The 12,418-nt window shown below is 35.7% G+C and carries 12 protein-coding genes and 1 pseudogene; 2 read left to right on the top strand and 11 right to left on the bottom strand.

Going from position 1 to position 12,418, the window contains the following annotated elements; genetic code table 11:
• Window positions 1-173: 173 nt before the first annotated feature.
• On the bottom strand, window positions 174-479 hold the full coding sequence (locus tag I5818_RS01510; RefSeq protein ID WP_058004227.1) for a hypothetical protein: 306 nt from the start codon (window positions 477-479) through the stop codon (window positions 174-176).
• A 321-nt stretch (window positions 480-800) separates the two neighbouring features.
• Complete coding sequence (locus I5818_RS01505; protein ID WP_058004228.1) at window positions 801-1,283, bottom strand: SRPBCC family protein; 483 nt, start codon at window positions 1,281-1,283, stop codon at window positions 801-803.
• A 457-nt stretch (window positions 1,284-1,740) separates the two neighbouring features.
• Between I5818_RS01505 and I5818_RS01500 the strand changes: the two genes are divergently transcribed.
• Window positions 1,741-2,295: a flavodoxin family protein gene (locus tag I5818_RS01500; protein ID WP_058004229.1), complete on the top strand. Its 555-nt coding sequence runs from the start codon at window positions 1,741-1,743 to the stop codon at window positions 2,293-2,295.
• A 52-nt stretch (window positions 2,296-2,347) separates the two neighbouring features.
• Here the strand turns inward: I5818_RS01500 and I5818_RS01495 are convergent, their stop codons facing one another.
• From I5818_RS01495 to I5818_RS01470, 6 genes are all read right to left on the bottom strand, one after another.
• Entirely contained in the window at window positions 2,348-4,201 is a 1,854-nt protein-coding gene (locus I5818_RS01495) for an ABC transporter ATP-binding protein (RefSeq protein WP_078110915.1), read from the bottom strand.
• Entirely contained in the window at window positions 4,198-5,922 is a 1,725-nt protein-coding gene (locus tag I5818_RS01490) for an ABC transporter ATP-binding protein (protein WP_078110914.1), read from the bottom strand. The genes I5818_RS01495 and I5818_RS01490 overlap by 4 nt, the downstream gene beginning before the upstream one ends.
• Window positions 5,923-5,926: 4 nt before the next feature.
• Complete coding sequence (locus I5818_RS01485) at window positions 5,927-6,385, bottom strand: MarR family winged helix-turn-helix transcriptional regulator (protein WP_078110913.1); 459 nt, start codon at window positions 6,383-6,385, stop codon at window positions 5,927-5,929.
• A gap of 188 nt (window positions 6,386-6,573) precedes the next feature.
• Window positions 6,574-7,383 (bottom strand): lysozyme inhibitor LprI family protein, encoded by an 810-nt coding sequence (locus I5818_RS01480; protein ID WP_169846953.1) that lies wholly within the window; start codon window positions 7,381-7,383, stop codon window positions 6,574-6,576.
• 82 nt (window positions 7,384-7,465) lie between these two features.
• The gene (locus I5818_RS01475) at window positions 7,466-8,158 is read right to left on the bottom strand and encodes an AIM24 family protein (protein ID WP_058004234.1); all 693 of its coding nucleotides are present in this window, start codon (window positions 8,156-8,158) and stop codon (window positions 7,466-7,468) included.
• A gap of 117 nt (window positions 8,159-8,275) precedes the next feature.
• Entirely contained in the window at window positions 8,276-8,776 is a 501-nt protein-coding gene (locus tag I5818_RS01470; RefSeq protein ID WP_078110911.1) for a hypothetical protein, read from the bottom strand.
• A 321-nt stretch (window positions 8,777-9,097) separates the two neighbouring features.
• Between I5818_RS01470 and I5818_RS01465 the strand changes: the two are divergent.
• Window positions 9,098-10,259 (top strand): annotated as a pseudogene (locus I5818_RS01465) (IS3 family transposase).
• 71 nt (window positions 10,260-10,330) lie between these two features.
• On the opposite strand, the gene I5818_RS01460 reads toward I5818_RS01465, so the two are convergent.
• The 3 genes from I5818_RS01460 to I5818_RS01450 all read right to left on the bottom strand — a co-directional run bounded on the left by I5818_RS01460 (window position 10,331) and on the right by I5818_RS01450 (window position 12,408).
• Complete coding sequence (locus tag I5818_RS01460) at window positions 10,331-11,191, bottom strand: AraC family transcriptional regulator (RefSeq protein WP_078110281.1); 861 nt, start codon at window positions 11,189-11,191, stop codon at window positions 10,331-10,333.
• A gap of 128 nt (window positions 11,192-11,319) precedes the next feature.
• On the bottom strand, window positions 11,320-12,096 hold the full coding sequence (locus tag I5818_RS01455; RefSeq protein ID WP_078110282.1) for a sulfite exporter TauE/SafE family protein: 777 nt from the start codon (window positions 12,094-12,096) through the stop codon (window positions 11,320-11,322).
• 84 nt (window positions 12,097-12,180) lie between these two features.
• Window positions 12,181-12,408 carry a sulfurtransferase TusA family protein gene (locus I5818_RS01450; RefSeq protein WP_058004238.1) on the bottom strand — a complete coding sequence of 76 codons (228 nt, stop codon included), beginning with the start codon at window positions 12,406-12,408 and terminating at the stop codon, window positions 12,181-12,183.
• Window positions 12,409-12,418: the final 10 nt, after the last annotated feature.

Genomic DNA, 12,418 nt, shown 5'->3' with positions numbered 1-12,418 from the left:
TCTTTTCTTTTGATAAATTGCCGCATTGTAGAATCACTCCAATCAATTTTGTAAATCTATTATATAATTATTGTAAATACTTGTAAAATTGCCAATAAAAATAACCTGATCTCTATTTATCAGGTTATAACTATTAGATAGCCATAGAATTGGTGAATTTTAAAGCATTCATTTCAAAAAGACAAATATTCACTTTTTTCAGCAACGCGTTTTCGTCTCACCAAGGTTAAAAATATAGCAATAGATAAGAAAGACATTAAGATTAAAATTCCAGCACATATAAAGAAATCAGTATTAAAGGGATAATCGTATATATAGATTAAAACACTGGTAACAACCAACAAAACGACTAGAAACAATTCAAAAAGAAGTGTCATTAATATAAATAATAAATAAGGAAACACAATCTCATTTCTTGAAACATGCTGTAAAGTAAGGCCTTCCCAGCAAATATCAGCTAGCTTAAAAAATTTCATCATCTCTCCATCACCCCTAGAACATTCTTCTATTAACAAAGTATGTCCAAAAAAGAGAATTATTTACTGAATAATGAAAAACTTTATTAGAAGGTTCTGAGCACGGACTTAGTTACTTATTGGCTTTTATAAACAGAAGCTTTTAGACTTTAATAAGGCACTTTTCTCAAATATTTTTGCTATTATAGTAAGGTTTTAACTAATAATGATCGGTTGAAGACTCTACACCTTTCATTATAAAGAGTATCCCTAATCATAAAAAATCAGCCTCAAACAAGTTTGAGACTGATTCTACTTCATGCTTACCTAACAGAAATAAGGATATTAGTTCTCTGCTATACTTTTTATTGCTTGTTTATACTTCTCATACCAGATTTCCCACTCATTTTTTCGTGATTGTACAGTTCTTCCATCTAATAATGCCTGGATAACCTGTAGACAAACATGCCATCCTGCAAGATCCTTTGGCGTGTGATTCGTTATTTCCTTTATCGTCTCAATAAAAATTAATAAACATCCTTCAGGCTCTTTATATAATTCGAAACGGACACGATCCGCAGCCCATGTATATTCCAATACCGAATACATTTTCAGTTCAGTAATTTGCATCTCCTCAAAGGTGCCATCCCCCATATTAAACGTAATCAGCCCACCTTCACGAAGATCTGCAACTCTTAATTCTGAAAACCACTTTTTTAATTCTCCATTATCTGTTAGCATCGCCCACACTTTTTTTAAATCGTGTGGAAAATGGTGTTCATATCTAGCAATGTAATAATCATCAACCTTTTTTATAGTAGCTAACATTCACTTCACTCCTCTTTTTAGCATGCTTATTTATCCACTGACATGATTTAAGTATATCTCTAAAAAGACATTCTATTTCAATAGACTCATTCCCTTTACCTTTTTACTAAATCTATCTATTAAATTTAGATCGGATATCAAGTGGTAGACTAATAAAATCATTATTTTCGATTGAAACGATCGAAATAATCATCTTTATTGATTTATACTCGCATTATAAAATATTAATGATAAAGGCTCTTTTCTCAAACATTGTTGCTATTTAAGTAAAGTTTTAACTAATAACGATCGACTGTAAATCGATACACCTTTAAATTTTACTGGGAAAAGAGCTACAATCTCCATAAGAACCGTTGGAATCTTTTATTAGGTGTAAAGGCCGGCAGTTGGGCTTTTACTAGAGAATAAACGATAAGAAAACAACCATTATAATAAAAGAAAAGGAGTGGACTTATTCATGTCAATTGCCGTTATTTATGGTGGGACTAGAACAAATGGAAATTCAGAAGAATTAACTAAGTACACTATTCAAGGATTAGAAGTGGAAAGCATATTTTTAACAGATTATACGATTCAGCCCATAGTGGATGGACGACATGCAACAGAGGGATTTCATGAAGTGAATGACGATTATAACGCAATTATTGAACGGATTTTACCTCATGACATTTTCATTTTTTCTACCCCTATTTATTGGTATAGTATGTCTGGTGTGATGAAAAATTTTATTGATCGTTGGTCACAAACATTGCGTGACATAAATTATCCGCAATTCAAAGAAAAAATGGCCACAAAAAAGGCATACGTTATAGCTGTTGGCGGAGACCAACCAAATATTAAAGGACTTCCGATGATTCAACAATTCCAGCATATCTTTGATTTTATGGGAATCACATTTGAGGGCTATATCCTAGGTGAGGGAAATAAACCTGGCGATATTGCAGAGGATAAAAATGCTTTATATGCAGCTGAACAAATTCAAAAAAAGCTAAAAGAAGGGTTGTCTAATTAGTAAAGGGGCACATCCCCTTATTAGACAACCCTTCAATTAATCATGTTGCTAACTATACGGCAGCTGTTTTAGAAAATTGGCTATTATAAAGATCCGCATAAAATCCATCTACCTCTAATAAATCTTGATGTGTACCTTGTTCAATCACCTTTCCTTGATTCATGACTAGAATTAGATCAGCATCTCTGATTGTTGAAAGACGATGAGCAATGACAAAGCTAGTTCGATCCTCCATTAATCGATTCATTGCTTGTTGGATAAGTAGCTCGGTCCGTGTATCAACACTCGATGTCGCCTCATCTAATATCATAATAGGTGGGTCTGCAAGTATCGCTCGGGCAATCGTAAGAAGCTGTTTTTGCCCCTGAGAAATATTCGAAGCTTCTTCGTTTAAAACTGTGTCATAGCCTTCGGGGAGTGTTCGAATAAAATGGTCCGCACGAGCTGCCTTGGCAGCTTGATAAATTTCCTCATCTGTTGCCCCAATTTTTCCGTAAGCCAAATTTTCTTTAATGGTTCCATTAAACAGCCATGTATCCTGTAGAACCATTCCAAATGTTGTTCGCAAATCTTCACGTGAAATTTCCCGTGTATCAATACCATCAATTTTTATTTTCCCGCCATTTAATTCATAAAATCTCATTAAAAGATTGATTAAGGTTGTCTTTCCTGCTCCTGTTGGTCCTACGATTGCAACGGTTTGCCCTGGTTTTACATCAATATTCATATCCTTTATTAACAAGTCCTTCCCGTAACCAAAATCAACATGTTCAAATGTCACTGCACCCTTTGCCTCAGTGAGACTAGCTACCTTTGATTCCGGGATTTCTTCTTCTTCATCCAATAATTCAAAAACCCGTTCTGCCGCTGCAACTGTAGATTGAATGATATTAGCAATATTAGCAGTCTGAGTAATCGGTTGCGTAAACTGGCGTGAATACGTAATAAATGCTTGGATATCTCCTATTGAAATTGATCGCTTAATGACTAAGATTCCTCCAATTATGCTAATCAGGACATAGCTCAAATTCCCAATAAAAAACATCATCGGCATAATAATTCCCGAGATAAATTGAGCTTTCCTTCCTGCTTGATATAATTCTTCATTCACCTCATCAAACTGAGCAATCGCTTTTCTCTCATGACCAAAAGCCTTCACCACTTGATGACCTGTATACATTTCTTCAATATGTCCGTTTAACTGACCAAGTGAGCGCTGTTGATCCATAAAATGCTTCTGTGATCTCTTCAATACAGGTCGAATGACAAAAATCGATAACGGCAAACTAATGATCGATATCAATGTCAGAAGTGGGCTGATCGTCAGCATCATAATAATGATTCCAACAATGGTCACAATAGATGTAATAAACTGAGTCGCACTTTGTTGAAGGGTACTCCCTATTAAATCTACGTCATTGGTCACACGACTTAATGTTTCACCATTTGGACGACCATCATAATATTTAAGTGGAAGTTTTTCTAACTTTTGGTTCACATCTTCTCTTAATTGATAAACAGTTTTTTGGGCAACAATTGACATTAGGTACTGCTGAATATAACTAAATAAACTACTAATGACATATAGTCCAGCTAATAACAATAACAACTGTCCAACAGCCCCAAAATCAATTTCTGCTCCTGGTACGCCAGTTAGTTTTCCATAGATGCCTTCAAATAATTTAGTAATGGCATTCCCCATTATTTTTGGTCCTGCAATCATAAAAATGGTACTCATAATCGCTGCCGCAATTACAGCAATTAAACGATTTCGAAATGGTTTTAAATAGCTTAGTAATCTCCATAATGTTCCTTTAAAATCTTTTGCTTTCTGTTGTCCCATCATCATGTGCCCGCCGCCATGACCAGGTCCACCGCTTTGAGGTCTTGCTTTTCTTTTACTCATGCAATTTCCTCCTCTTGAAGCTGGGATTCAACGATTTCACGATAGACATCATTGTTCTCTAACAACTCTTCATGTGTTCCAATACCAGCAACTTCTCCCCTATCGAGTACAATAATTCGATCTGCATCGATGACCGTACTCACACGTTGAGCGACAAGAATTACAGTTGCATGGGCAATCTCGCTTTTTAGCGCTTCACGTAGTTTAGCATCTGTTTTATAGTCCAATGCGGAGAAACTATCGTCAAAAATATAGATATCTGGTTTTCTAATAAGTGCCCGCGCAATAGATAAGCGCTGTTTTTGCCCACCTGACACATTTGAACCACCTTGAGTAATCAACGACTCATATTTGTTTTCCATATTATTGATAAAATCATCTGCCTGAGCTATATTAGCGGCATACTCAATTTCTTCTTGGGTGGCATCCTCTTTTCCAAAACGAATATTATCAGCAATCGTTCCTGTAAATAAAAGCGCCTTTTGTGGAACGAAACCAATCTTTGAACGAATTTCTTCCTGTGATGCTTCACGAACATCGATACCATTTACTCGTATCGAACCACTTGTTACATCATAGAAGCGTGGAATTAAGTTAACAAGAGTAGATTTACCTGCACCAGTCCCACCAATAATTGCGGTAATTTCACCTGTATTCGCTTTAAAGCTAATATTTGATAAAGCAGGTTCCTCAGCTCCAGGATAACTGAAAGATACTTGATCAAACTCAAGAGTGCCTCGGTTGCGATTAGCCTCCTTTGTTCCATCATCTAAAAAGGTTGGCTCCATCTCAAGAACCTCATTAATACGTTTTGCAGAGACAGCTGCACGCGGGATCATAACAAACATCATGGATGCCATGACAAGGGCAAACATGATTTGCATAATATATTGAATGAAAGCCATTAGATCCCCAACTTCCATGGCTCCATTATTAATCCGAATTCCACCAAACCAAATAACGCCTACAACGGTTAAATTCATTACAAGCATCATTACAGGCATCAAGAGTGCCATGACTTTATTCACTTTAATTGAAACATCGGTTAAATCCTTATTTGCCTTTTGGAGACGAATCTTTTCTTCCTTTTCACGATTAAATGCACGGATGACCCGAATTCCAGTCAAATTTTCCCGTAATACTAAATTCAATCGATCCAGACGTGTTTGAACAGCTTTAAAAAGCGGAATTCCTTTATTCATTATAAGAAGAATGGAACCAACTAATAATGGGATAGTAACCACGATAATAAGAGACAGCTTCGCGTCCTTTGACAATGCCATGATCAGACCGCCAATAAACATAATTGGCGCACTTATAACCATACGCAACATCATGATGACGACTTGCTGTACTTGTGTAATATCATTTGTGGTTCTTGTTATGAGGGAGGCAGTACCTATGTGATCAACATCTTGAAGTGAAAACTTCTCTACATGAGTAAAGACCTTTCGACGAATATCCCGTCCTAGTCCCATCGCAGCTTTAGATGAATAATAACTTGCAATGACCGATGCAAAAGCACCGAATGCAGCTACCAGAAGCATTAGCCCGCCAATTTTCCAAATATATGGTGTATCTCCCACAACCACGCCTTTATCAATAATATCCGCCATCAATGTTGGTAAATAAAGATCTGACATGGATTGGATAAACACAAGTCCAAATACAGCTAGAACGATCCATTTATAAAACGTGAGATTTTTTAGTAGTTTAATCATCCCATCATTCTCCTTTTTCAGTCATTTCTTTTTCTAAAAAAAGTGCAATCTTCTCGAGGGAATGAAGGAAATCATCACGTTGCTTTTCAGTAAATGTTTGAAGCGCTAACTCAAAACCATGATGAATGCTTCCTTCTCGTAACCAGATTTTTTCAAAAAATTCCTTTCCTTTCTCGCTAAGTATCAGTTGCATTTCCCTACGATTATCCTCCACCGGATGGCGATGAATTAAATCCGCTAAGACCAAACCATCAATAGCCTGACTTAATGTGCTTTTAGGAATATAGCTTTCCTTCGCCAATTCCTTTTGAGTCATTTTCCTTCTTGGAGCTATCTTCATTAGAATCACTAATTGCGGCATGGAAAGATTATTGTCTGCAGCCGTTTTCTGGAAAATTTTACGGGAATTTTGTTGAACACGATCAAATGCTTGAAGAATTTCAATTAATTTAATGCTACTCATAACTTATCCTTTCTGTTCTGTTTCGAATTGTTCATTTATGAACTGTTTAAAATCATACAATAAATTTACTCCTTTAGATTCTTCAAGTCAATCGTTTAATTTTTTTTCTTCCACGCAAAGAGGCCTGAATCACCATTTCATGTGAAATCAGACCTCATAATCGTCTTATTTTTAGTCAATAATCCCCTTTATTGCATATAGATTTTTACAAGTTCATAACATCTTTCTTTCGTTACACGAGCAGCTACACTAAGATACTCCACTTGTTCATGGGTACCCCCTTTATATTTTGAAGATTCTTGTAGCGCAGTCTCATCTCTATATATTATCCATTGTCTTTGCTTATGCTTTAACTTCTCCATCTCATCAGATGGCAACGTCATTTTTAGTTGATTATAAACATCATTTAATGCATGATCCCATCTTTCATATCGTTCATGTTCTGCTTGTTTCATCTCTACCGTACTTTCATTTTTATATAAACCATCTAAGTCAGACATTCCATTTTCAATCGAATCAAGTTTTGCTAAAAATTCATTTCTTTGGCCTGCATTCGAATGACTAATAGTTTTGTTTTTAGAATCACTTTTTTCTTGATTTAGATTTTGAGATTCATTGTTTTGTTTAATGACTTTTTGATTCGCATTCGCCTTTTTGTTCTCTTCTGCTAGCTTTGCATACTTATCTAATTCAGTTTTTAAATAACCAGATAACGATTTTTTATCTCTAATTTGGTTTGCCTTTTCAAAGGCTTTATCCCATTCATCCTGTTTAATCGCTTGTTTAACCTGAATAAGTGCTTCTGTGTTTTCATATAATTCCTTTATATTTTTATCTTCAGGTTTTTCGTCTAATGCAAGAGCATAGGAGGCAGCAGCTTTTTCAAATTCTCCACTCTCTAATGCTTCTTGTGCCTTTTTCATCGCTTTATCATATATGCCATTACTACAACCTGCAAATATTATAGATGCTGCAATAAGGAGCAATCCCTTTTTCACATTTATATCCTCCATTCAACTATGATGGATATTGGAGAAATTTAAGTTCCAAACATTTAGAACATCCCTTCAATATATTTCATCAACTATTCTGTTTCATATGTACCTCTTCATATGGTTGGACAACAACAAAACCCTCTCCTTCAAATTTCATCTGAATAGATTCACCACTGCCTCTACCTAAGAAAGTCTTGAAGGAAATATCTGTTTGAAACTCCGGCTTTAAATTTCCCGACCAAGCGACCGTTGCATTTGGATCTGTAATAATAGGTTTTCCTGGTGTCACCTTTAAAGTAAGTGGTTCATAGTAAGTAGTGATCGCAACCAGTCCAGTTCCTTCACAACGGACATTGAATAATCCCCCCGCCATCATGCCAGCCACTTTTTTCATTAATTTAATGTCCCATTTGATACTTGGTTCAAATGCGAGTAAATCATTTCCATTAACAAAAATGGCATCATTCTGTAGGTGGAGAATAATTACTTTTTTACCTGAATCAGCAAGATATAATTTCCCATTCCCATTTGCCTTCATTAGGGATGTTCCTTCACCCGTAAATGCCTTTTTAAATGTTTTTCCTAAACCATGCTCAAAAATCCCCTCACGTTCAAACTTTATTTTTCCAGTGTAAGAGACCATTGAACCTGCTTTTGCCCATACTTGCCCATCTAGATTCACTTCAAGAATACGAGGTGTTTCTAATTCAAAAAACCCTTCGCCTTTATCCTCCTGTTCTGTTTGTTGAATAAATTGGTCAATTGAATATTTGCTCATCATAAATCATCCTCTCTGTTTTAATGACAAACATTGTTCTCCAAGAATGTCGTAATTTTTTGTAAAACCACTTTATCAGTTATGATAATTGAATATTTTTTTGGAAATAGCCTTTTTTTAACTTATTTCTAAATGATATCCTTGATTTACATCTTCATGAAGCCCATAAAATTTATGCCATTTCTTAATCTCCTCTATGTTAAAGGAATCGATTGCTGAGTAATGATGGAATTTTCCATTCATAACCATTCCCTCTTTAACGATAAAAAATGATTCTTGTAGTTTAATGGATGTAGTAAATAAATAAAAAAGAACCGACAATGTAAAATAGGAGGAGTGGAACCAATTTGTAGTAAAAGTAACAATGACGAATCCTACAAATAGACAAATAGTTAGCACAGTTGTCCATTGAACCAAACGGTATCCTCTAGAATCCTTCTTTAATGGTTTTTCGATCTTCATTTCTGGCAAAAACCGAATGGCATGATAATCTTCATTAGAAGGATAAAGTGCTTCCTGACTAAGATTTATTGCATTTCTTAATTGGAAATTATAACGAATTAACATTCCAGTTATACAAGCTAGAACGATACTAAATAGGATATTTAAAATTTCCATACTAATCACCCTACAAGATTTTACGAATGAACCATTGAAAATGTTTCATGTTCTTTCATCTAAATATAAGGCTGTTTTCGTATGCTTTTGTAAGAGCCCAACTGCCTGCTTTTACATCCAATAAAGGACTCAGCGATTCTTATGAAATTTGCAGCTCTTTTCTCCGCGAAATGAAACATGTAAATAGCAACAATGTTTAAGAAAAGAGCCTAATAAAAAAAGCCCGAAGCTGTTTTTGGAGAGACCCAAATAAATGAGACAAGGAAAAAACACCCCCTGAATCGTATTAATACAATATGATTCTTAGGAGGGTGTTTTTCTATGGGCACAAGAGTACATTACGCAGAAGAAGTAAAATGGGAAGTAATTAAAATGAAACAAGCTGGAATGACAAACAAAGAAATAATGGAACAACTGGGGATAAAAAATAAGACTCAAATTAAAACATGGATGCGATGGTACAAAACAGGCCAAACCTATCGATTTTCGCAACAAGTTGGAAAACAATATTCCTACGGTAAAGAATCGGAGGAAATGAGTGAGCTAGAAGAATTAAAACTAAAGAATAAACAGCTAGAGGCTCAATTGGCAATTATAAAAAAGTACCAGGAGATCGAAAGGAGTTGGAGCCACGAGTCATTGTCCAAGTTGTAGAAGAACTCTCAGCCACTTTTAAAATAATTGATATTCTTGGAGTATTAGGCATACCTAGTCAACATATTACCGTTGGAAAAAGAAGTATAAAAAAGTTGAGCTAACTTCATTAGAAGAGCTAGTAATCAAGCTGTGTAAGAAAAACTTCTATCACTATGGTCATCGTAAAATTAAATCCATCTTAAACAGAAAGTATGGGATAAATGTAAACCGCAAAACTGTACAAAAAATTATGCAAAAGTTTGAGATTCAGTGTCAAGTTAAGAAGAAGCGACAAAAGTACATTTGTGGTGAGAGTAATATTATTGTGCCGAACACTCTCAATCGTAATTTTAAAGCAAGCCGATTAAATGAAAAATGGGTAACCGACATTACCTACTTACCTTATGGCTCGACTATGTTATATTTATCAACGATTATGGACTTATATAACAACGAAATAGTGGCTTACAAAATAGGTACGAGCCAAGATATTAACCTAGTATTAGACACATTGAGGGAAGCTGTAGAATTACGTAAACCAGTAGGGTTACTTCTTCATAGCGACCAGGGATCTGTCTATACTTCACATGCATATCAGAATTTGGCCAAAGAAAAAGGCATTACCACAAGCATGTCTCGAAAAGGAAACTGCCATGATAATGCCGTCATTGAATCCTTTCACTCCTCGCTAAAGTCGGAAGGATTCAACGCTCAAAGTAGAGCATCTATATCCAATTCTAAAGTAGTACAAATTGTAAATCAATACATGTATCGATATAATCATGTACGAATTCAGGCAAAATTAAACTACCTGTCCCCACTGGAATACAGGGGACAGGCAGCATAGGTGTTTTTTCTAAGTCTCATTTTAACGGGTCAGTTCATTTTTTTGCTTCGGGCTTTTCATTTTATACTTACCTATTTCACTGGAATCCATATTTCGGAATATAAATCTGGACTTGATGGATCATCTTCTGAGTAGACCTCTAATTCAGGTGTACCGGCATGTTCATATCCACTGGAAGGAAACCATTCTGAGAATATTTGTTTCCATACCTTTGGCATTGCACCAGGCATCGGACCATGAACCTCAAACACTGCCCATTTTGAAGCAGGAATTTCAAAGCTATCTAACCCTTCCGGCACTTCCCCATTACTTGCAGATGCGATCCAATACTCCATTTTCTTTGATTGATCAGCGATATTATCAACACAGATTCCCAGCACCCCTTTAATTAGTCCATTATTCACCTTAAATAATAAACCGTCGGTACCATTCGCATTGACTTCCTCCCAAAATTTTGGGATACCGATTAAATTTTCTTCATTCTCATAAGAATATTCCCTCTTTAATCCAACTACTTGAAATGCAGCCTCTTCCACTATACGATATTTCATTGGTTCTACCCCTTTCAGATTGACCTGAATAATCAGGCGGTTATAGGATTGCAGCTTTCCTATCCCTTTTCGAGCATCACTTGGAGTGACACCGTGTTGTCTTCGAAAAGCTTTAGTAAAAGCCTCGGGAGTGTCATAACCATATTTATAGGCAAGATCAATAATCTTACAATCAGTACGGGATAGTTCTTCAGCAGCTAAAGTTAAACGCCTTCTACGAAGATATTCACCGACTGATACATCCGTTAGGACGGAGAATGTTCGCTGAAAATGAAAGCTTGAAGCATTTGCATGTCTAGCAATACTTTCAATTGTTATATCCTCCAGCAAATGATCCTCCATATAATTAATTGCCTTTTGCAAAGACTCGATCCATGCCATGTCACTCACTCCTTGATTACATTTTAAAAGGGAGAACCATTTATATCCTGTTTTTTTATGCTTTATTCGGACAGTATATGGTAATATCATAGATTATTACAATAAATAGAATAGACTTATCATTCAAATTATAATATATCTAGCCATATCTTGGCTGCAGTTACAAAAATTAAAATGGATAAAATAACTTGAAGAACCTTCGTATTAGTATTTTTTCCGATCTTAGCTCCTATTGGTGAAGCGATAATACTTGCAATAACGATAATTAATGCTGGCAAATACTCCACTTGTCCCGTCGATACTTTTCCAATAGCGGATCCGATCGATGAGAGAAAAGTGATGGCTAAAGAGGAAGCAATCGTCATTTTTGTAGGGATCTTTAAAACAACTAGCATAATCGGTACTAATAAAAATGAGCCACCTGCCCCTACAATTCCTGCACCAATTCCGATAACGAATGCAAGCAGTGTAGCTAACCATTTATTAAATTTCACTTGATTTAGTGGAATATTATCTATTCCTTTTTTAGGAACAAACATCATAATTGCTGCAAGCAGTGCCAATATCCCATAAATGATATTCACTCCACCTTCAGACATATGTGTCGAACCAAAGCCCCCTACAAAACTTCCAATGAGGACACTAATGCCCATAAAGCCAATTAACGTCTTATTTAAATACCCACCCTTTCGGTAAGCCCATACACCACCTATCGTTGCGAAGAACACTTGAATTGCCGTGATGCCTGACACTTCATGAGCACTAAAATGTGCAACTCCGAGAATTGCAGGAATATATAATAATAGAGGGTAGTTAATTATCGCCCCACCTATACCTAACATCCCCGAAATAAATGAACCTACAAAGCCAATGAAGAAAATGGTAACAATAAGGCCAATATCCATCACCGTTTACCTCCTTTAAAAAAGGAACCATAATCGGTTCCTTTTATTTAAAGCATTTTACTAATGTTACTTCACATGTCACTACTAGCCTTTTTTAATCCAAAATTTTAGAATTCCATCAATTTCTTCTTGTTTTATAAGCTCATGACCAACTGTGTTAGTCCATGCAGCCAAGTCATTCTTTGCACCTTTATCAGTTGCATGAATTTCTAAAATTTCTCCAAGGTTCAGTTCATCCATTGCTTTTTTTGTTCTCACGATTGGCATTGGACATGCCAGCCCTTTTGCATCTAGAATTTTTGTCACTTCCATCTCTCTATTC

The sequence above is a fragment of the Heyndrickxia oleronia genome (assembly GCF_017809215.1).
In the GTDB taxonomy this organism is placed as follows: domain Bacteria; phylum Bacillota; class Bacilli; order Bacillales; family Bacillaceae_C; genus Heyndrickxia; species Heyndrickxia oleronia.
The sequence above is the reverse complement of the archived record's forward strand: the minus strand, read 5'-3'. Positions and strand labels throughout refer to the sequence as shown.

What these genes read in the sequence shown, in the direction of transcription:
- I5818_RS01510 (WP_058004227.1), bottom strand. Translation starts at nt 479, where the DNA reads ATGATGAAATTTTTTAAGCTAGCTGATATTTGCTGGGAAGGCCTTACT.
- I5818_RS01505 (WP_058004228.1), bottom strand. Translation starts at nt 1,283, where the DNA reads ATGTTAGCTACTATAAAAAAGGTTGATGATTATTACATTGCTAGATAT.
- I5818_RS01500 (WP_058004229.1), top strand. Translation starts at nt 1,741, where the DNA reads ATGTCAATTGCCGTTATTTATGGTGGGACTAGAACAAATGGAAATTCA.
- I5818_RS01495 (WP_078110915.1), bottom strand. Translation starts at nt 4,201, where the DNA reads ATGAGTAAAAGAAAAGCAAGACCTCAAAGCGGTGGACCTGGTCATGGC.
- I5818_RS01490 (WP_078110914.1), bottom strand. Translation starts at nt 5,922, where the DNA reads ATGATTAAACTACTAAAAAATCTCACGTTTTATAAATGGATCGTTCTA.
- I5818_RS01485 (WP_078110913.1), bottom strand. Translation starts at nt 6,385, where the DNA reads ATGAGTAGCATTAAATTAATTGAAATTCTTCAAGCATTTGATCGTGTT.
- I5818_RS01475 (WP_058004234.1), bottom strand. Translation starts at nt 8,158, where the DNA reads ATGAGCAAATATTCAATTGACCAATTTATTCAACAAACAGAACAGGAG.
- I5818_RS01470 (WP_078110911.1), bottom strand. Translation starts at nt 8,776, where the DNA reads ATGGAAATTTTAAATATCCTATTTAGTATCGTTCTAGCTTGTATAACT.
- I5818_RS01460 (WP_078110281.1), bottom strand. Translation starts at nt 11,191, where the DNA reads ATGGCATGGATCGAGTCTTTGCAAAAGGCAATTAATTATATGGAGGAT.
- I5818_RS01455 (WP_078110282.1), bottom strand. Translation starts at nt 12,096, where the DNA reads ATGGATATTGGCCTTATTGTTACCATTTTCTTCATTGGCTTTGTAGGT.
- I5818_RS01450 (WP_058004238.1), bottom strand. Translation starts at nt 12,408, where the DNA reads ATGGAAGTGACAAAAATTCTAGATGCAAAAGGGCTGGCATGTCCAATG.